The organism is Gammaproteobacteria bacterium (assembly GCA_016712635.1).
GTDB lineage: Bacteria > Pseudomonadota > Gammaproteobacteria > SZUA-140 > SZUA-140 > JADJWH01.
The window spans coordinates 494,703-513,947 of sequence record JADJQS010000001.1; the positions used below are offsets into that span (position 1 = coordinate 494,703).

At 62.5% G+C, this 19,245-nt stretch carries 21 protein-coding genes and 1 pseudogene; 11 read left to right on the forward strand and 11 right to left on the reverse strand.

Annotated features, from left to right (window positions below):
- Positions 1-17 precede the first annotated feature (17 nt).
- From IPK65_02195 to rnd, 3 genes are read left to right on the forward strand one after another with little or no spacing between them, the layout of a single operon-like run.
- Positions 18-845 (forward strand): hypothetical protein, encoded by an 828-nt coding sequence (locus IPK65_02195; GenBank protein ID MBK8161989.1) that lies wholly within the window; start codon positions 18-20, stop codon positions 843-845.
- Between the two features lie 34 nt (positions 846-879).
- Positions 880-1,515: a class I SAM-dependent methyltransferase gene (locus tag IPK65_02200; GenBank protein ID MBK8161990.1), complete on the forward strand. Its 636-nt coding sequence runs from the start codon at positions 880-882 to the stop codon at positions 1,513-1,515.
- Positions 1,516-1,555: 40 nt separating this feature from the next.
- A complete protein-coding gene (gene rnd / locus IPK65_02205) occupies positions 1,556-2,725 on the forward strand; it encodes a ribonuclease D (GenBank protein ID MBK8161991.1) in 1,170 nt (389 codons plus the stop codon).
- Between the two features lie 8 nt (positions 2,726-2,733).
- On the opposite strand, the gene IPK65_02210 is transcribed toward rnd, so the two are convergent.
- Together IPK65_02210 and purT are read right to left on the reverse strand one after the other, a co-directional pair.
- A complete protein-coding gene (locus tag IPK65_02210; protein ID MBK8161992.1) occupies positions 2,734-4,716 on the reverse strand; it encodes a cation:proton antiporter in 1,983 nt (660 codons plus the stop codon).
- Between the two features lie 85 nt (positions 4,717-4,801).
- Positions 4,802-6,013: a formate-dependent phosphoribosylglycinamide formyltransferase gene (purT, locus tag IPK65_02215; GenBank protein MBK8161993.1), complete on the reverse strand. Its 1,212-nt coding sequence runs from the start codon at positions 6,011-6,013 to the stop codon at positions 4,802-4,804.
- A gap of 248 nt (positions 6,014-6,261) precedes the next feature.
- Between purT and IPK65_02220 the strand changes: the two genes are divergently transcribed.
- Positions 6,262-6,672, forward strand: coding sequence for a hypothetical protein (locus IPK65_02220; protein MBK8161994.1), 411 nt, complete (start codon positions 6,262-6,264; stop codon positions 6,670-6,672).
- Between the two features lie 7 nt (positions 6,673-6,679).
- Here the strand turns inward: IPK65_02220 and IPK65_02225 are convergent, their stop codons facing one another.
- The 5 genes from IPK65_02225 to IPK65_02245 form a co-directional block, all read right to left on the reverse strand.
- Positions 6,680-8,047: a sensor histidine kinase N-terminal domain-containing protein gene (locus tag IPK65_02225; protein MBK8161995.1), complete on the reverse strand. Its 1,368-nt coding sequence runs from the start codon at positions 8,045-8,047 to the stop codon at positions 6,680-6,682.
- Complete coding sequence (locus IPK65_02230) at positions 8,044-8,706, reverse strand: response regulator (protein MBK8161996.1); 663 nt, start codon at positions 8,704-8,706, stop codon at positions 8,044-8,046. Before IPK65_02230 ends, IPK65_02225 begins: the two co-directional genes overlap by 4 nt.
- Before the next feature lie 201 nt (positions 8,707-8,907).
- Entirely contained in the window at positions 8,908-10,215 is a 1,308-nt protein-coding gene (locus tag IPK65_02235; protein ID MBK8161997.1) for an EAL domain-containing protein, read from the reverse strand.
- A gap of 138 nt (positions 10,216-10,353) precedes the next feature.
- On the reverse strand, positions 10,354-11,394 hold the full coding sequence (locus IPK65_02240; GenBank protein ID MBK8161998.1) for a tetratricopeptide repeat protein: 1,041 nt from the start codon (positions 11,392-11,394) through the stop codon (positions 10,354-10,356).
- On the reverse strand, positions 11,331-11,834 hold the full coding sequence (locus tag IPK65_02245; protein MBK8161999.1) for a response regulator: 504 nt from the start codon (positions 11,832-11,834) through the stop codon (positions 11,331-11,333). The genes IPK65_02240 and IPK65_02245 overlap by 64 nt, the downstream gene beginning before the upstream one ends.
- A gap of 156 nt (positions 11,835-11,990) precedes the next feature.
- On the opposite strand from IPK65_02245, the gene IPK65_02250 reads away from it, so the two are divergent.
- Positions 11,991-12,626 (forward strand): TerC family protein, encoded by a 636-nt coding sequence (locus IPK65_02250; protein MBK8162000.1) that lies wholly within the window; start codon positions 11,991-11,993, stop codon positions 12,624-12,626.
- Here IPK65_02250 and IPK65_02255 read toward each other — a convergent pair.
- On the reverse strand, positions 12,623-13,093 hold the full coding sequence (locus IPK65_02255; protein MBK8162001.1) for an FkbM family methyltransferase: 471 nt from the start codon (positions 13,091-13,093) through the stop codon (positions 12,623-12,625). The two genes, IPK65_02250 and IPK65_02255, sit on opposite strands and share 4 nt — an antisense overlap.
- Before the next feature lie 119 nt (positions 13,094-13,212).
- Here IPK65_02255 and IPK65_02260 point away from each other — a divergent pair, with 119 nt between their 5' ends.
- The 4 genes from IPK65_02260 (at position 13,213) to IPK65_02275 (ending at position 15,552) form a co-directional block, all read left to right on the forward strand.
- Positions 13,213-13,446 (forward strand): hypothetical protein, encoded by a 234-nt coding sequence (locus tag IPK65_02260; protein ID MBK8162002.1) that lies wholly within the window; start codon positions 13,213-13,215, stop codon positions 13,444-13,446.
- A 373-nt stretch (positions 13,447-13,819) separates the two neighbouring features.
- Positions 13,820-14,014: a DUF4102 domain-containing protein gene (locus tag IPK65_02265; protein MBK8162003.1), complete on the forward strand. Its 195-nt coding sequence runs from the start codon at positions 13,820-13,822 to the stop codon at positions 14,012-14,014.
- Positions 14,015-14,096: 82 nt separating this feature from the next.
- Positions 14,097-15,146 carry a tyrosine-type recombinase/integrase gene (locus IPK65_02270; protein MBK8162004.1) on the forward strand — a complete coding sequence of 350 codons (1,050 nt, stop codon included), beginning with the start codon at positions 14,097-14,099 and terminating at the stop codon, positions 15,144-15,146.
- The gene (locus IPK65_02275) at positions 15,118-15,552 is read left to right on the forward strand and encodes a hypothetical protein (GenBank protein MBK8162005.1); all 435 of its coding nucleotides are present in this window, start codon (positions 15,118-15,120) and stop codon (positions 15,550-15,552) included. The genes IPK65_02270 and IPK65_02275 overlap by 29 nt, the downstream gene beginning before the upstream one ends.
- A gap of 393 nt (positions 15,553-15,945) precedes the next feature.
- Here IPK65_02275 and IPK65_02280 read toward each other — a convergent pair whose 3' ends face one another.
- The 3 genes and pseudogenes from IPK65_02280 to IPK65_02290 form a co-directional block, all read right to left on the reverse strand.
- On the reverse strand, positions 15,946-16,521 hold the full coding sequence (locus tag IPK65_02280) for a DUF3883 domain-containing protein (protein ID MBK8162006.1): 576 nt from the start codon (positions 16,519-16,521) through the stop codon (positions 15,946-15,948).
- Positions 16,522-16,759: 238 nt separating this feature from the next.
- Entirely contained in the window at positions 16,760-16,960 is a 201-nt protein-coding gene (locus tag IPK65_02285) for a hypothetical protein (GenBank protein ID MBK8162007.1), read from the reverse strand.
- Between the two features lie 3 nt (positions 16,961-16,963).
- Positions 16,964-17,345: pseudogene (locus tag IPK65_02290) on the reverse strand (HIT family protein).
- Positions 17,346-17,553: 208 nt separating this feature from the next.
- On the opposite strand from IPK65_02290, the gene IPK65_02295 reads away from it, so the two are divergent.
- Positions 17,554-17,763, forward strand: coding sequence for a helix-turn-helix domain-containing protein (locus IPK65_02295; GenBank protein MBK8162008.1), 210 nt, complete (start codon positions 17,554-17,556; stop codon positions 17,761-17,763).
- A gap of 466 nt (positions 17,764-18,229) precedes the next feature.
- Entirely contained in the window at positions 18,230-19,114 is an 885-nt protein-coding gene (locus tag IPK65_02300) for a replication endonuclease (protein MBK8162009.1), read from the forward strand.
- The last annotated feature ends 131 nt before the right edge of the window (positions 19,115-19,245 follow it).

Below are 19,245 nucleotides of genomic sequence, written 5' to 3' on the forward strand. Positions count from 1 at the left end.
GCGACTCCGGAGGACCTGTGAACAGACGATCGTTTCCGCTGTTTTGCACCCTTGCCTGCGCCGCATGGACGACGGCGCATGGCGACATCGTTATCGAGGGCGCTGACGCCGCCGGCCGGGACAGCCGCGTGACGATCGGGGCCGGCATGGCCAGGATCGACGGGGCGGATGCGGGCCTGCACATGCTGCTCGACCTGGAGAGCGGGCGCGTGCTCGCGGTCAACACGCGCGAGCATTTCGCCATGGATCTCGCCTCGCCCCGGCAGCGACGCTCCGAACACGCGGAGATGGCGGCGACCGGCATCGCACCGCCGCGCGTGCGCCTGGAGGACGCCGGCGCCGGCCCGGATATCGCCGGCTATCCGACGGTGCGCTACCGGGTTCTGATCGACGACGCGTACTGCCGCGACGAATTCCTCGCCGCCGCACCGCTCGCCGAACCCGGCATTCGCCGCTTCATCGAAATCATGGCCACCGCCTCCGAGGACCAGGACCATCGTGTCCTCACCCTTCTTACCGAACCGGAACGCCTGTGCGATGTCGCCGATGACCTGATCGACGACCACTATACACAGCTCGGCATCCCGCTGCGGAGCACCGGCGAAGGCGGCAGGGTGACCCACGAAATCCTCCGCATCCGGCTCGATGCCCCGGCTCAACCCGCGTTGCTCGAGCTGCCGGCGGACTATCCCGTGCTCACCCGAGCACAGGTGCTGGAACGCTCGGGCGGGGGCGACTCGGATGAGGCGGCGGTGGCGGAACGGCAGCGCCGCATCCAGGAGCGCATCGAGGAGATCGAAGGCCGGACCGGCATTCCCGCGAATCCGCCTGCACCGGCGCCATGACTCCGCAGCCGATCCCGACCGGCGTGGCGACCCGATGCTGAGGGAGGACGAGCTCACCGCCATCGCGTGCCGTACGCTGCGCCACTACGACGACCGCGCCGAGCGATTCTGGGAGGCCACGCGCGACCACGACGTCAGCCAGAACCGCGCCGCGCTGCTGCGCCACATCCGGTCGGCGCCGCCGCTGCGCCTCCTCGATCTCGGCTGCGGTCCGGGACGCGATCTGATCGCCTTCCGCGCGCTCGGCCACCTGCCGACCGGACTGGAAGGGGCGCCGCGCATGTGCGCCCTGGCGCGCCGCCTGTCCGGTTGCGAGGTGCTGTGCCAGGATTTTCTTAACCTGGACCTTCCGGCGGACTTCTATGACGGCATCTTCGCCAACGCCACGCTGTTCCACGTCCCGGCGCAGGAGCTGCCGCGCGTACTGCTCGAACTCCGCGCCAGTCTCAAGCCGGACGGTGTGCTGTTCAGTTCGAATCCGCACGGCGACAACCAGGAAGGCTGGCAGGGCGAGCGCTACGGCTGCTACCACGATCTCGCGCAATGGCGCCGCTTCATGCACGGCGCCGGCTTCGCGGAACTCGAGCACTTCTACCGCCCGCCCGGCCTGCCGCGCGCACAGCAGCCGTTCCTCGCCAGCGTCTGGAAAACACGGGAGGCGCCCGCCTGACGCGGGCCCTCCTTCCCTTCACTCAACCGGCGGAGCAACCATGAACCGGCAGACCTATTACGTTGACGGCGCGGCTGCGCTGGATGAACTGTGTGCACGCATCAGGAACAAGCCCTGGCTCGCGCTCGACACCGAGTTCATCCGCGAGAGCACCTACTATCCGCGCCTGTGCCTGCTCCAGCTCGCCACCGACGACGTCATCGCCTGCGTCGATCCGCTCGCGCTCGCGCATCTCGACCCGCTCGCCGAGATACTGTTTGATCCCGCCGTCATCAAGATATTCCACGCCTGCAGCCAGGACATGGAGATTTTCTATCACGCCTATGGAAAGCTGCCGGGACCGGTATTCGACACCCAGCTTGCCGCGCCGCTGCTCGGCATGCAGAGCCAGCCGAGCTATGCGGGCGCGGTGCAGGAGCTGCTGGGTACCGCGCTGTCCAAGTCGCACACGCGCACCGACTGGTGCCGCCGCCCGCTCTCCCCCGCGCAGATCGAGTACGCGCTCGACGATGTCCGCTACCTGGGCCCGCTCTATCTGAAGCTGCGCACTGAACTCGAAGCCCGCGGACGCCTGGCCTGGCTGCTGGAGGACTTCGCCGCGCTGTCCGATCCCGAGCGTTACCGCAACCCGCCCGAGCTGGCCTGGCGCCGCATCCGCGCCACCGGCAAGCTGACGGGCAAGCGGCTGGCGACGCTCAAGTCACTGGCCGCCTGGCGTGAGGAGCGCGCGCGGAGGGAAGACCGTCCGCGCGGCTGGATATTGGCGGACGAGGCGCTGGTCGACATCGCGCGCATGGGCCCCGACGACGCAGAACAGCTCGCCAGCCTGCGATCGGTCAAACGCCAGACCATGCAGGATTACGGTTCCGAGATCCTTTCGCTCATCCGCCTGGCAAAGGCCGCGCCGGCGGGCGGCGCAGACCCTTCCCCCGCCGGCGAGCGCGCCGGTCCGCTCGATCCGCGCCAGGAGGCGCTCGCCGACATCATGATGGCGCTTGTCCGCGTGCGCGGCGCGGAGAACGCGATCAATCCCGCGATGCTCGCCTCGCGCGACGAACTCGCGCGCGTCATCCTCGGAGAGCGTGATGCGGAGGTCCTGCACGGCTGGAAAAAAACCCTGATCGGGGACGACCTGCTGATGCTCCTGGCAGGGCGCCTTCGCCCGCGCATCGTGGACGGCGTGCCCAGATTCGACCCCGTCCACGACTGAGTCGCGGCTCAACCGCGCAGCAGGCGGTTTTCCGCGGCCTCGATCGCGCCGGCGGTGCCGAACAGCACCAGGGTATCGTCGCGACGCAGCCGTGTCTCCGGCACAGGCGCCTCACTGCGGATGCCGTTGCGCAACAGGGCGGTCGCCTCGACGCCGAACTGCTCCAGCCGGATCTCGGCCAGCGTCCGCTCGACGGCGTGGGCGCCTGCCTCGAGCTTCACGATCTGCAGGCGCTTCGCGCCGCTGTCCGCCTCCTGCCCGGAGTCGACGTCACCCCGGCCGCGGAAATACTCGCGCAGCAGCTGGTAACGGCTGTCGCGGATCTCCTTCACTTCGCGCAGCACGCGCGACACCGGGACGCTGAGCAGCAGCAACAGATGGGACGACAGCATGAGGCTCGCCTCCAGGGTTTCCGGCACCACCTCGGTCGCGCCCGCGCGCTGCAGCCGTTCCAGATCGGTGTCGTCGCGCGTGCGCACCAGGATCGGCATGTCCGGGCGCAGGCGCCGGGCTTGCGGCAGGATCTTCAGGGCCGAGGTCACGTCGTCGAAGCTCACCACCAGCGCGCGGGCCCGCGCCAGGCCGGCGGCCTCGAGCATCTCCTGATGGGTCGAATCGCCGTAAAAGACGCGTTCACCCGCGGTGCGGGCGTCGCGCACGCGCACCGGATCGAGGTCGAGCGCAACGTGGTCGAAACCCTCCTTCGCCAGCAGCCGCGCGATGTTCTGGCCGATGCGGCCGTACCCGCAGATGATCACGTGACCCTTGAGTTCGCGCGCGTCCTGCACGACCTCCTGCAGCAGCTGTTCGCGCTGTTTCAGATAGGTGCCGGCAAACAGACGTTTCACGATGATCCCGTTGTAATTGATCATCAACGGGCTCAGCGCCATGCTGAAGATGAGCGCGGCCAGGATCACCTGGGCGTCGTGATGATCGAGCAGGCGTTCACCCAGTGCGAGCGACAGCAGCACCAGACCGAATTCACCGCCCTGTGCAAGCACAATGCCGGTACGCACCGCCACCCCCGGCTCCGCCCCCATCAGCCTGGCGAGCGCAACGATCAGCACGAGCTTGAAGGCGATGATGGCTACCAGGAGCAACACCGTCCAGTGCAGTATGCCCGGCAGGGAGGAGAGCTCGAGCAGCATGCCGATAGTGATGAAGAACAGCCCGAGCAGGACATCGCGGAATGGGCGGATGTCGGCCTCGACCTGGTGCCTGAACTCGGTCTCGCCCAGCATCATGCCGGCGAGAAAGGCGCCGAGCGCGAGCGACAGGCCGGCGTAATGCGTGATCCAGGCGGCCGCGAGGGCCATCAGCAGTGCGGTTAGGGTGAAAAGCTCGGATGAGCGCGAGGAGGCGATTTCGTGAAACAGCGGGCGCAGCAGCCAGTGTCCGGCCGAGAACATGAGCACGACCACCACGATGCCCTTCGCCAGAGCCCATAGCAGACTCCACATCACCATTTCCTGGTCGCCGCCGGCCAGCACCGGGATCAGAATCAGGAACGGGATCACGGCGAGGTCCTGGAACAACAGGATGCCCACCGACAGGCTGCCATGGCGAGAATTCAGCTCGAGGCGCTCCGTCATCTGCCTGATCACGATCGCAGTGGACGACATCGCAACCGCGCCGCCCACCACGAAGGCAGCCGCCACCGACAGGCCGAGCGCCCAGGCCGCGCCGCCCGCAACCAGTGTCGTCAGCACGACCTGGGCACTACCCAGACGAAGCACTTCATGCCGCATGGCGATCAGGCGCGGCAGCGAAAATTCCAGACCCACGGTAAACAGCAGGAACACGACGCCGTATTCAGCGAGCAGGCGCGTCGCCGCGCTGTCTGGCACCCATGCCAGCCCGTTCGGCCCCACCACGACGCCGACGCACAGGTAGGCGAGGATGGCGGGCAGCCTGAATCGGCGGAAGATGGAAACGGTGAGTACGGAAACAACGAGCAGCACCAGGACCGCTTCGAGCACGCCCAGGTTCATCGTCGTGGTACCGGACAGTACGGGTTGCTCGGTCCGATCACGGCTTGTCCCGCCTGCATGCGGGCGGGTCGGATTTCTCGCCGGTTCAAGCCGGCGCTACCACCGGCCGCACCCTCGCGGCGGCCTGGCGCGCGCGCCGGCGCGCGTCATCCACGTCTTCGCCGTAGGCGAGCGCCACCCCCATGCGGCGGCGCACGAACGCCTCCGGTTTTCCGAACAGGCGCAGGTCGCTGCCGGGCACGCGCAGCGCCTCATCCACCCCGTCGAAGGCGATTCCGGCCGCCTCATGCCCCCCGTAGATGACCGCGCTTGCGCCGGGACAGAGCAGTCCGGGATCCACCGGCAGGCCGAGGATGGCGCGCGCATGCAGCTCGAATTCACTCTGGCGCTGCGTCGCCATCGTCACCATCCCGGTATCGTGCGGGCGCGGGCTGACCTCGCTGAACCAGACCCGGTCGCCCTTGATGAACAGTTCGACGCCGAAGATCCCGCGGCCGCCCAGGCTGGCGGTGATCCGGCCTGCGATCTCGCGGGCGCGTGACAGCGCCGCCGCCGTCATGGGCTGCGGCTGCCAGCTCTCGACATAGTCACCGCGCTGCTGCAGGTGGCCGATCGGCTCGCAGAAGAATGTCCCGATCGCGCCGTCGACGCCCGCGGCCCGCACCGTCAGCTGGGTGATCTCGAAGTCGAAGTCGATCATCTCCTCTACGATGACACGGCCCTGCCTGACGCGCCCGCCGCTCTGCGCATATTCCCACGCCGCGGCAACCCCATCCACGCCGTCCACGGTCGATTGCCCCTTGCCGGAGGACGACATCACCGGCTTGACGATGCAGGGAAATCCGATCCCGTCCCCGATCGCCCGGCGCAGTTCGTCGAGACTCCGGGCGAAGGCGTAGCGCGAGGTGGGCAGCCCGAGCTCCTCTGCCGCGAGACGGCGGATCCCTTCACGGTTCATGGTGAGATGCGCGGCGCGTGCGGTCGGAATAACCTCGGCGAGGCCGTCAGCCTCGATGTCGAGCAGCGCCTGGGTGGCGATCGCCTCGATCTCCGGCACGATCAGATGGGGGCGCTCGCTCTCGACCAGCGTGCGCAAGGCGCGCGCGTCGGTCATGTCGATCACATGGGCACGGTGCGCGACCTGATGACCGGGCGCACCGGCGTAGCGGTCGACGGCGATGACCTCCACGCCCAGCCGCTGCAGCGCGATGATGACTTCCTTCCCGAGCTCACCGCTGCCGAGCAGCATCACCCTCACGGCGGTCGTGGACAACGGTGTACCCAAACGATATGTCATGGTGCTGCGCCCCGGATCCCGCTACCCGCTCAAGTCTCTCTCATAAACCCACGCGATTCTCTCACAACGGATCGGCGGAATGAATATGACGCGGCATACGGGATTGCGCCGGGACGGTGGGCGCCGGGATGTGATACATTCAGCCTGATCGCGCGGGAAAGACGGCTGCGGCATGCTTCAGAACGGGCCCTCCATGCCGTTAATATGGAAGACATACCGGGATCATCCGCACCATCCGAGCATCTGCAATGAAATCAAGAATCGACGAAGTTCCCAAACTGAAGACGCTGGCCACCGTGGTGGACGGACGACGTTACAACCAGGTTACACTCGGAGTGCGGCGCCTGAAGAGTCCCCTGCGCCTGCCTCTCACCGGGCTGCGCGGCATGGACCTGCTGGTGGACAAGGAGGCATGGGTGTGCGTCGACCGCACCCTGTACGATCTGCCGGTCATCGCATGGACCGACTTCAGGCCGGCCTCGCGCCGCGCGATCCACGAGGTCGTACCCTGCCTGCTGCACTACTACCACATCAATGCGGAGCTCATCACCGAGAGCGTGCTGGCCACCGCGATCAAGGAGATTCAGAAACGGCTGTGCAACCGCACACCGGCCACGCCCGCCCGCATCCGCACCCTGCACCCTGACGCCGGCGCCTGACGATCGCTCAGACGCCGGCCCCGAATATCACCTCTACCCTTAAGCCTCCCAGCTCCGCCTTCTCAAGCCGCACCGCCGCGTGATGCAGATCGGCGATGCGCTTGACGATGGAAAGCCCGAGGCCGCTGCCGGGCGCGAGCGTGCCGACCTGGCGATAGAATCGCTCAAATACACGGCTGCGCTCCTGCGGCGGAATACCCGGACCGCTGTCGTCCACGCGGAGCATGATACCGGCTCCATCCCGCTCGACGCGCACCTCGATCTTCCCTCCGGGCGGGGTGTATTTGATCGCGTTGTCCACCAGGTTGCGCAGCATGATGCCGAGCATCGCGCGGTCGCCCTGGACAGTGGCGCCGGTATCCGCTTCCAGGCTGAGATCGGCGTCCTTGGCGAGCGCAACCGGCGCAACCTCGGCCAGGACCTCAGACGCCAGCCCCTGCAGATCGACCTGGTCGCGCCCGACCCACAGGGTGGGATCGATGCGCGCAAGCGTGAGCAACTGCTGTGACAGATGGGTGGCACGGTCGACGCCGGTGATTACCTGATACAGCGCCCGGCGGCGCTCGTCGTCCTCCGTGGAGCGCAAGGCGACCTGCGCCTGGGTCTTCAGTGCCGCCAGCGGCGTGCGCAATTCATGGGCCGCATCGGCAGTGAAGCGGCGCTCGGTCTCGAAGGCCTGCTGCAGGCGCTGGAACAGGGCGTTCAGCGCATCTACCAGCGGCTTGGTTTCGACCGGAACCTGGGTGTCAGGGATTGAGTGCAGATTGTCCGGCCGGCGGTTCTTGACGTCGGCGGCGATGTTGCGCAGCGGCAACATGGCCCGGCCGACGCCGTACCAGATCATGACAGCGAGCAGCGGTATCGACAGCAGTATCGGGATCAGCACGCGGGATGCAATGAAGTTGCGCAGTTCTTCCCGGCGCTCGGCGCTCTCCCCCACCTGCACCTGGAGGTTCCCTGTCGTGTCGGTCAGGACATAGACACGCCATGGACTGCCTTCAATGACCCGGTTCTCGAAACCCGCGTTGCGCTCCGACATGCGGTATCTAGGCGCGCTGTCGGTGCGCAGCCAGATGCGGTCCTCGGGCAGTATCCACATCTGAAAGGCGAGGCGCTGTTCGTACTTATGCGAGAATTCGGTGAACTGCTCCGCGATGTCGTCGTCACTGCTGTAATCCGGGGTCGAAGCCTGTTCCTTCAGCTCGTGTCCCATGAGATTCAGCAGCAGGCGCGCCGACTGGGCGAGCTGGGCATCGATCAGCTCGTCCACCTCGCTCTGGGTGGCGGCGTACATGACCATGCCTACGATTGCCCACATCGCCAGGGTAACCGGCAGAAGGGTGAACAGCAGGCGGTTACGCAGGGAAGGGTTCATGTTTCCTTGTCGATGACGTAGCCGACGCCGCGGATGGTGCGGATCAGTTCTGGCCACAGCTTCCTGCGCAGGTGGTGGATGTGGACCTCCACCGCGTTGCTGTCGACTTCGTCCTTCCACGAATACAGGTTCTGTTCGAGCTGGGCGCGCGATAATACCCTGCCGCGGTTTTCGAGCAGCTGCAGCAGAACGGCGAACTCGCGCGGCGCCAGCTCCACCGGCTGGCCGGCTCGGGTGACCGCGTGCGAGGCGGGGTCAAGGACGATATCACGGTGGCGGATCACCGGCTCGCTGCGCCCGCTGCGCCGGCGCAGCAGGGCGCGGATGCGGGCGGTCAGCTCGTCCAGGTCGAAAGGCTTGACCAGGTAATCATCGGCCCCGCTGTCCAGTCCGGAGACCTTGTCTTCCACGGTGTCGCGTGCGGTGAGCAGCAACACTGGCAGGCTGCTGCCGCCGCTGCGCAGCGTCCTCAGCACTTCCAGGCCGGAACGCCTGGGCAGGCCGATATCGAGGATCATGAGGTCGTAGGCGCCGGCGCCGAGGAACAGTTCGGCAGAGTGCCCGTCCTTGACCCAGTCCACGGCATAACCGCTCTGCTGCAATCCGACCTGCAGGCCGTTGCCCAGCAACTCATCGTCTTCCACGAGGAGAATACGCATGCGCCCCCTGATTACGCACAGCCACCGCAGCATAGCCCCGTGCGGACATCATTGTATATCTTCTATTTTGCGGGCCAGCGGCAGCAAGAGTCCCATGCCGCTGCATCGTACGGATCATTACACCAGAGCGTCCTTAAGCCTGGCTTAATGGCCGGTGTGGGGCAGGAAAGGGGCGCGTCGCGCCGGGCGGAGGGAACGGGCTCAGTGCGAGCCGTGGGCCTCGTCCCAGCGGAGGTCGCCGCACAGTACGCGGCGCTCGCCGCGGACCTTGAAGGCGATCGATATCGTGATGCAGGGCGTGGCGGTCGCGGCAGAGAGATAGGGGCGCGTTACCTGGACCTTGTCCGGGCGTGAGATGGCGCGGCGGAAATAGTGCCGGCGCGACCAGTTCGCCCCGGCGGCATCGCGCAGGGGTGCGAAGCGCGGATCGGATTCCACCTGGGCGTGCGGTGAATTGATGTTGGCGCCGATCTGGCGGCCATCGCTGTCGAGGAGGAAGCAGCGTTCGGCGCGCGGCAGCTCGAGGAAACCCTTGCATGCGATCTCGAGCGGATGCGACGACTGGAGCAGCACGGAGGCATAACCCATGCCGTTGAGATAAGGCGCAATCTCGGTCCGATAGCCGGTGCGCTCCTGCAGCGTCATGTCCCTGAACTGGCCGAAGAGCTGGCCGAACGCCGGCACCTGGGTCACGGCCGCCTGCGGTGCGGGGCGCGCGAAATAGTAGCCCTGCACGAAATCGGCGTCGGCGTCCATCGCCACCATCGCCTCGTACTCGGTTTCAATGCCTTCCATCACCACCAGGGATCCCGACTCGTGCAGCAGCGACACCATGCCCGGCACGATGGAACGGATGCCGGGGTCGACGGCCGCCTGCATGACAATGGAGCGGTCAAGCTTCACGATATCCGGGCGCAGACGGCAGATGCGGTCGAAGTTGGAGTGGCCGGCGCCGAAATCGTCGATCGCGATCAGACAGCCGAGATCCCGGTAGTGGCGGACGGAATCCACCAGCGGCGTTTCATCGGCCAGGGAGGCCTCGACGATCTCGATCACCACCCGCTCGGGCGGGAATCCCAGCTGTTCAAGCTTGGCCTGCAGGAACGATCCCGAGCGCCTCCCTTCGGCGATGACGCGCGGATTGATGTTGAGGAACAGCCAGGCGGCGGCCGGGGCCTGGCGGGCGAAATTGTACAGATGGGTCGCACGGCACAGGCGGTCGAGCAGTACGGTATCGGTATAACCGCGCGTGCTGCCGAACACTTCTTGGGGACTGCGCGGACGCCCGTCAGCATCGGTGGCGCGCATCAGCGCCTCGAATCCGATCACGCGCTGATGGGCCAGGCTGAAAATCGGCTGGTAATGCGAGTCCAGCCTGAGCCCTTTGAACATCGCGTAGGTACACTCGGCACCCTGATACAGCGCGGAGTCCGTGGCTGCGTGCGCCTCCTCGCGGAAGTTGCCGTCCGTGGCTGTTTGCGTAGGATTGAGATTAGATATGCTGCCCATGGCGCCGCCGCTATTCTTATTCCAGTTTAACGGCAGACCGGCAGGCGGCTTTAGAAGATAAGTGCTGAATTCTTCGTGTGAATCCGGCTGCGGCGCACCAGGACGGCACCCTGCATGCGGACCCCGGCTGTCGCCCGCTCAGCCGCCCGCCGCGACTTCGCGATAAAACGCGGTCAGGCGCTGCACCGCGCCGGCGGCGGGATCCTGCTGCCGCAGGCGCTCGATGCATTCGTGTGCCTGGCGCAGATATTGATCATTGCGTCCGTCGCGCTTCATCCTCAGAAGCATGACCTTGGCCGTATTCATATTGATGGTGCGATTCGCCGGCAGGTCGCGTATCGCCTGCTGGAACAATTCAGCGGCCTCCTCCAGTCGCCCCTCCTCCGCCAGATGGACACCGTCGTTATTGAGCCGGACCACTTCGTCCCGCACCCGCGCGATGAGCCGTTCGCCCTCTTCCGCCATGCCGGCATCGCGGAATACTTCCCGCACCTCCTGCAGCAGGCCCTCGTCCTCGTGGCGGTTGCCGATTGCGCGCTGCATCAGTTCAACGGCGGTCGCGTGTTCACCGCGCGCGAGCAGCATGCGCGCCAGCTCCACCATGGCCTCGGGCGAGACGTCGTCATCCATGCCGGCATAGATTTTCATCGCTTCCTCGCAGGAAGCCTGCGCACCGGCCTCCTCGCCCAACAGGCGGTGCACCAGGCACTCCGCCGCCGCCGCGCGCAGACGTGCCTCGGGATCGGTGCTGAAGTCGCGGCGCAGATCGCGCAGGACGCGCAGCGCGCTCCCGGCGTCGAACTGCATGAGGGCGCGCGCCTGCTTGATGTAACTGGACGCGGTGCGGTACACGGAGCGACTGCCCAGGGCGACCGCCGCGCCGAAGGCGCGCGCTGCGAGCCGGTAGTGTCCGTCGCGCAAAGCGAGCTCGCCGAGCGCCATCTGCCGGCGTATCGAGCGTGGCGAAAGTTCGAGGGCGGTGCCCAGCGATTTCCGCGCCGCGTCGTGGTCACCGAGCAGGGTCCGCACCCTGGCCAGCCAGTCGTAGGCCTCGAGCTGGCGCGGATGCGCCGCCAGCGTCCGTTCGAAGGCGACCGCCGCGCCCGCGTAGTCTTTCACCAGAAAACGCACGCGGCCGCTGCCGAGTCCCGCCCACACGGCCTTGCGGCGCGTGAACACCTGGGCGTATATCGCCTCCGCCTGGGGGAACTTCTCCAGCGCTGGCGCTGCATGCGGGCGGAAAACTGCTCGCGGGTGAAGGGCAGGGAGAGATAATCGTCGGGACGGCATTCCAGCACCCCCATCACCACCTGCGCGGTATTCTCCGCAGTCACCATGACGAAGAGTGTGGACGCCTTGAGAATCCCCTTGAAGCGCGCCTCCTCCAGCAATTGCTGTCCGTCACGGCCGGCGCCCAGGTGGAAATCGCATAACACAACGTCGTAGCCGACCTGCGCCATCATCCCAATGGCCTCGGCTGCGTATGCGGTCTCATCGATCTGTTCCGCACCGCTCTCCGCCAGCATCATTTTCAACAGGCGGCGTGTATCGGCGGACTCATCGACGATCAGAAAGCGTGCGCGCTTGAAATCGCAGGATGTATCAACGGGCTTACTCATGACTATTAACCGCGCAGGCCAACCCCCTAGGGGGCGATCACTTCCGCGCTCCAGACGGAAGTCCATGGTGTTAACGGACTTTTATCAGGTTAACTTTAAGGAATTCGCCCCCGGCCGGCTGACAATCACCCCCGGAGTGTGCTATTAAGACGCGCGATGGATCTGTTCTCTTTGATTTCCCCCTCGGAGTTGTCCGCGCTCGCCACTGTCATCATGACCGACGTGGTGCTCGCGGGCGACAACGCCATCGTGGTCGGCATGGCGGCGGCGGGCCTGCCCGCCGAACAGCGCCGTCGCGCGATCCTCTACGGCATCATCGCCGCCACTGTGATGCGCATCCTGTTCGCCTTGGCTACCACCCAGCTGCTGCAGATCATCGGGCTCATGCTCGCCGGCGGCATCCTGCTGCTGTGGGTCGGCTGGAAACTGTATCGAGAGCTGAGCACGCCCCGCGCACATGCGGAGGAGGAGGGCGAGGCGGTGCTGGAAGGCAAGGACGTCACGACGCGTAAACCCAAAACCTTCCGTGATGCCGTGACCCAGATCGTCGTCGCCGACATCTCCATGTCGCTCGACAATGTACTCGCTGTCGCCGGCGCCGCACACGAACACCCCTGGGTGCTGGTATTCGGACTGGTGCTGTCGGTGGCCCTGATGGGGGTGGCTTCGACTGTCATGGCGCGGCTGCTCGTACGCCACCGCTGGATCGGCTACGTCGGCCTGCTAGTCATCCTGTATATCGCGCTCACCATGATGTGGGACGGAGCCCATCAGGTCGCGCAGGCAGTTTAAGCCGGCCCGAGTGATGGCTCTCCCGCGTCACCAAGTGCAGTGGGCCTGGAGCCGGCAGGATTGCTCAGACAGGCGGTGGTGTTCATCTTGTCCGCAAGGAATCGGTAACCCGCCGCTATAAGCCGCTTGATCAGCGTTTCATACTGCTCATTCGTCATACAGGAGTTTTCGAAGTGGATAATGGCCGGCCGACACCGCCCCAGATCAAGCATCGACAACACCTCGTAATCGTAACCCTCGGTATCGACCTTCAAGACATCCGGCATCTTAGGCGACAGCGCGAGTAATTCACTGAGGGTGATACAGGAAACCTGTTGTTCGACAATTGCCTCCTCACCCAATCCGATGCGGCGGGCATGCCCCAGGACATGCCTCCGGTCAAAGCTGGCCACACCGTTGGTGCGGGCCCAATGGGGCAAGTCATTCCGCACCTCGATCAGCTGCGGATCCAAGCGGTACAGCGTCATCGCATCGGCATCCGAATGGATCGCCTTGTTAAGCAGGGTAATCCCGGGATAGGCGGCGAAGTTTTTTGCAGAATGGCGAAAACGTCTGGCTGGGGCTCCACCATGAGACCGGAGGCGCTATGATTGCGAACATAGCGAATGAGGTCATCGGCCCTGCTGACACCGTCATTGGCGCCGATCTGAATGAAATGAAGCTTGCCGCCATTACGGAAGACTTCATGCTGGATAAGGAAATCAAGATCAGCGGAAAAGAGCACATTCTCCCGCAAAATAACCGGCATCGTCCGCTCGATGCGATGCCCCTTTCCTGCAAGCAATTTGTTCAACAGTTCCCGGGCGTTCATACTACCTGATTCATTTAGATGAGCCTTATCGCCTCTCGCGCTGGTCGTTCAGTACGTAAAAATACCGCGTACGACTAATCGTATCTTTTACATACAGAAGGTCTACGAAGGTCAATTCGCAGTTTACAGACAAAGGCGCTCAGGGTTGCCGCGAATCCAGAAACAACAATTGTAACTGCCGTGCAATGTAATAAGTATTTCGTGTATATGGAGCTGGCGAGAGGAATTGAACCCCCGACCGGCTGATTACAAATTCGATTTTTCCCAGTTTGACTGAATTTGACCTACTTTGCATAGGTATTATAACTACCTGTCCTATATTGACATTTCTTTGAATTGCTCCGTACACTCATGACACACTTTGACGTGCGGTGCCTACATAGTGCCTACAAATTCGGTCAATCAGTCGGTCAAGCTCACCAAGTCGGTGGTGGATAAACTTGCCCCGCCGACAACGGGTCAAGTGTTCTATCGCGACACCGAGTTGAAGGGCTTTGGGCTGCGCATCACCGAGAACGGCACCAAGTCTTTCATCCTCGAAAAGCGCATCCAGGAAAGATGCGCCGGATCACGCTAGACGATTTGGTCCCCTGACGGCGGAACAGGCGCGCCAATATGCGCGCCAGGAGCTCGGCAAGATCGCGCTCGGACGAAACCCGGTGCACGAGCGACAGGCGACCAAGCTGCAAGCGACCAGTCTCAAACACGCATATACCGAGTTCATGAAGGCCCGGAAGACCCTGCGGGCTAGCACGCGCAAGGACTATACGCGGATCTTCAACACGATCTTTACGACCTGGCACGACAAACCCCTGACCGCCATTACCAAGAAAATGGTCTTGGATCGGCACCAGGAGTTGACCGAATCGCGAGGCAAGGCGCATGCCGATCTGTGCATGCGGTTTCTGCGCTCGGTGCTCAACTTTGCCAAGGCTGTCTACGATGACCCCTACGGCCGCTCCGTGCTGCCGGAAAACCCCGTCCGGGTCCTGACGGTGACTCGCTCCTGGAACAAGATCGAACGACGCCGGACCTTCATTAAGCCGGTGGATCTGCCGCGGTGGTATACAGCCGTGCGCGCCTTACGCCTGTGTGAGCTCACCGACCCCAACTTGCCGGGGGAGGTGGACTATTCGCTGTATGAAACGGTGGCGGACTTCTTGGAGCTGCTGCTGTTTACCGGCCTGCGCCGGCAGGAGGCCTTAACGTTGCAGTGGCAGGACGTGGATCTGCGATCCCACCTGCTGACCATTCCCACGACGAAAAACGGGGTGCCCTTACACCTACCCCTCTCCGATCATCTGTTGCGCCTCTTGGCAGGACGGCGCGAGGCGGCCATCAACCCGTACGTCTTCCCCGGCAAAACCGGCCACGGCTATTTAATCGAACCCAAGCGGCAGATGAAAAAGGTGGTGGAGGCCTCCGGCGTCCCCTTCACAGCGCACGATCTGCGCCGCACCTTCATCACCGCCGCGGAAAGTCTCGATATCTCCGCCTACGCCATTAAGCGGCTAGTCAATCACAAGGTCAACAATGACGTGACCGAGGGTTACATCGGGTGGGATATCGATCGACTGCGCGAGCCGATGCAGCGGATTACCGATTTATTACTCAGACACGCACGCGGGGACGATCCCGGCGCGAACCGTTCTCCTATAGGCTCAAGCAAGCGTCCCCGCCATGCTGCATTATCACTTGTTCGAGTTTGATCTGGCGTTTGATCTCAAAACCGGGAGACTGCCCGATAGCCTGCATCTGTTTTTCGGGGACCAGCTCACCCGAGCACGCGCGTTACTTGCCGACCGAACACCGACTCAAATCGATTTCCTCATCGATTCCCTAGATTGGATCTTAAGAGAAAGCGGGCCAAAGGAATTTGAAACGGCAATAGCTGCTACCGAACGCGATGGCGAGTGCTTCATCAGCCGGGTGAAAGCACTAAAACTGCGCCGGGAAGAGTTTGACATTACTGGGCAACCCTCACTGCCGGATGCCTCCTGGGTGGATTATTTCGCAGTACTCACCCTCGCCTACGTCAGTGAATATCTCTACGAATCTAAAGGCAACCCCATACACCAGGCCCTCAACACAGCGGTGAGTATAGCGGTAACATGATCGACTGGGCCCTGGAAGCGATGGATGCGGGCTTACGCCCGAACACCTAAAAGTGCTGGCACTCCAGAAACCGAGTTGAATGCGCAGACCAAGGTAAATTTAGAGACAGCGGTTCAAACCGAATTGCAAGCACGCGGCCGGAAGGGGAGGACTAAAGCGAGCGGCACGTTTTTCTGAGCTACGAGAGAAAGTCCCTCACCTATATGCGACGAAATATCCTAGAAAATCCGCGCGCGCAGCTGCACACTTGATCTATCAAGAACTCAAATCGGATGTTGATGAAATTCTCAACACCGATGATCCCGAGAAGCGGCTCGAAATTTGGATTGGAAAATATAAGCGTAGGTTACACGCACAGCCGACCTCGGCAGATGGATAAAACTAAAACCCAACTTACACCTTGGCGCGGTATTGCAGTGGCTCTAACTCAAAATGGGCGTCCAGGGCGCCCGTCACGATAAAAAATTTCCCACGCCCTATATCGATATCAAAATGAAACACGCGGTACAGATAGTAATGAGCACTCTGTTTTGAAAACGCGAGCTCCGTACTTGTCAGATAAAACCCGGTTTCTGAACCGCCACGGGTAGTTTTGACTTCAATATATTTAGGCTCTCCCTCCGGGGTGTACGACAAAACATCATTGCCCGGCCCCATCCCTTCAAGCACGGCGACATGACGCACTTTCGCGGCAAGATCGGGACGCCCGTTCTCTTGTAGTGTCTTACGCTCATGGGCGAGCACCTGTACTTCCCCTGCCAGCCCCAATTTTCGATTCATCGCATCGCGCGATTCATAGTCAGGAGACTTACGCGTGCGAAATGTCTTAGTCGTCACACCGCCACGCGTAACACGTACAGCCGGCGCCGGTGTTTCCGTTAACTCTGTTGCTAGGACAGTAAGAGGTTGTTGCTCTGAGTTAGAAAGTGTGTCGGTGTCCGGATCAAGCTTCAAACCAATATTACGCAACGTCGCCTGATCAATCTGCCAGTCGAGAATTTGCCACTGGAAATAGACGGGTCGCTACGGTCTTTGTCGTGAGACAGGTATTTCAACTTGCCGAGATAGGTATACGGACGATTGTCCTTTGTCCGCAAAAATAGGTAGATTGAATGCTTAAATTCATTGTGGGCGATGAATTGCTGGATGATGCGCGTATCAAGCCCTGTCGCGGCTGGGATTGCCATGACAGAAATTCCACTCTCCGTCACCCTTCATCAAAGATGTGCTCCCCTGAGCTGACCAAAAGGTCACGAAAAAGACAAAATCCTTCACGCTCCGGAATCTGAATAAATCCATGAAGTCCCCACGTACCGGCCTGCGGTGTAAAGGGCACGTCCGGCGCGAAAATGTCATGGACATCCTCACGGGTATAAGCTTTATAGCGTTCAAGTGGTCGTGCAGTCATCGCTCAATAGCTCTGCTTCGCGGGGATAACGCCACGGACCCCGCCTCTGGGCACAGCCACGTCGCCGGTATATCGGGGAAATGATATGAATATGTGCATGCATGACGGTCTGTCCGGCGTGCTCCGATGTTGAGTCCAATGTTATAGCCATCTGGGGCGTACTTTTTATCGAGATAGTCTTTTACGTCAGCGACCAGCGTCCACAGCGCGGAACGCTCCTCCTGCGTAACCTCAGAAAATAGTCCGAAATATGCCGTCTTGGGATCACCAGGGTATGGCCGTCACTCACGGGATAACGATCCAGGCGCGCGTAGGCCAGCTCGCTAGAAAGATAGCCCGGCTCGTCATCACAAACGGGCACAACCGCTTCCGTCGTATTCACCATGTATCGATCGCCCAAATTCCAGAAACGGATCTTCATATCACTCAAATCGAGAATTTCATAGATCTTCATATTACTAAAGAATATATCCCAAGCACTTCGAATATATCGCAAGCACCATAGATATATCTCAAGCCGCTTGCGCCATTCCAGCACATTCAAACAGACCGTATTCCTTGTCCTCGGTATCACATGGACAAGGAGTACCACGATGACTGACTCGCTGTTAACAACCGAACAGGCCGCTCACTATCTTGGCGTAAGCAAAGCCTTTCTAGAGCGTGACCGTTGGGCCGGGGCCAAAATACCGTTTATCCGGGTAGGGCTCCGCGCTGTCCGGTATCGTAATGCGGACCTTAACGCCTATATCACGAGCCGTGTTCGGCGATCGACCTCCGATCCCGGACCCAAGGCCGCATGACTGCCGTCACCCGGCCGGTCCTCGGGCCGAGCCCGGCAGAGCGTCTCCTGTGGGAACTCACGACCCCGGATGGGGCCGACCGGAAATTCCGCCGGCCACTCCTGAACGGTCTTCGGAAAAGTTCCGGATACCCACCGCGCGGAATACCGGACCATCGCCCAGCGACATGGCCGGGGGGAGGCCAATCTTTGGCTCTTGGATCGTGCAAAACGGTTATCCCCACGCGTTTATCGACTGGCCAGCGACGAGGATGCGCTGAGAGCCGCGACCCGGCGACAGACGGCCGATTTCAGGCGATTGGCCATCCAACATACCCACGAGCGGGCCTATCGCCTGATTTGCCCTTACGTCGCCGCTCTGGGGGCGAAACCTCCCATCCCCAGCAGCACCGTCTCTCTCCAGGCGCCATTGCCCGGTTGGGCGATGAGGCTGGCGACGCCTTCTGCGACGGGCCTGCGGGCGGAAAGTGGAATCCTTCGCCATCGAGATTGGACAAGTTCACCGCGGCGCCGGGATCTATGCCAGTGATGAAGCCGTGGGCCGCGACGGGCGCAGAAAGCCCGAAATCGCGCGCGCTCTGGAGGCCACCACAGCGGTCAACGAACTGGACCAGGAATACACCCTCCAGCAACTCGCAGATCTCAGCGTCTCAAACCCTCATATCCGACGGTCTGAGCTGATGGCCCGAATCGTTGGGTTTGAAACCCTCGCCCGGCAGAGGGGACATGAGTCTGTATTCATCACGATTACCTGCCCCTCCCGGATGCACGCCTGGCGGTCGGTGGGTCAGAAGAATTCCACCTATGACGGCACCACTCCCCGAGAAGCGCAGTCGTACCTGAATAAGCAGTGGGCTAAGATCCGGGCAGCACTCCAGAGACGAGGCATTCACCCGTATGGTTTCCGGATTGTTGAGCCTCACCACGACGCTACCCCCCACTGGCATTTATTACTGTTTATCGAGCCAGGTCACGTCGAATCGCTCCTCGCCGTAATACGACGCTACGCGTTGGAAATTGACGGCGATGAACCAGGGGCAGAGCAGCACCGCGTTAAGGTCGAACGGATCGATCCGGCGAAAGGCTCGGCCGCGGGTTACGTCATTAAGTATGTGAGTAAAAATATTGACGGTCATGGACTCGACCAAGACGTTTACGGGAATGACCCCGTTAAGGGCGCCGAGCGTATCGAGGCTTGGGCTTCAACCTGGGGGATTCGACAATTCCAGCAAATTGGGGGCCCGCCTGCCACTGTATACCGGGAGCTGCGTCGGCTTAACACGGAGACTGCGGGATCCTGGAAGAGGCCCGACGATCGGCGGATGCGGGAGATTGGGCCAACTATACCTTAGCGATGGGAGGCCCACAGGCCCGCCGAAAAACTCACCCGATTCGACCAGCCAAATGTATAACGACAAGCCGGGCCGGTATGGGGACCCGGTGGGCTGGCAAGTGCACGGGGTCGAAGCGGGCCCCGTAATAG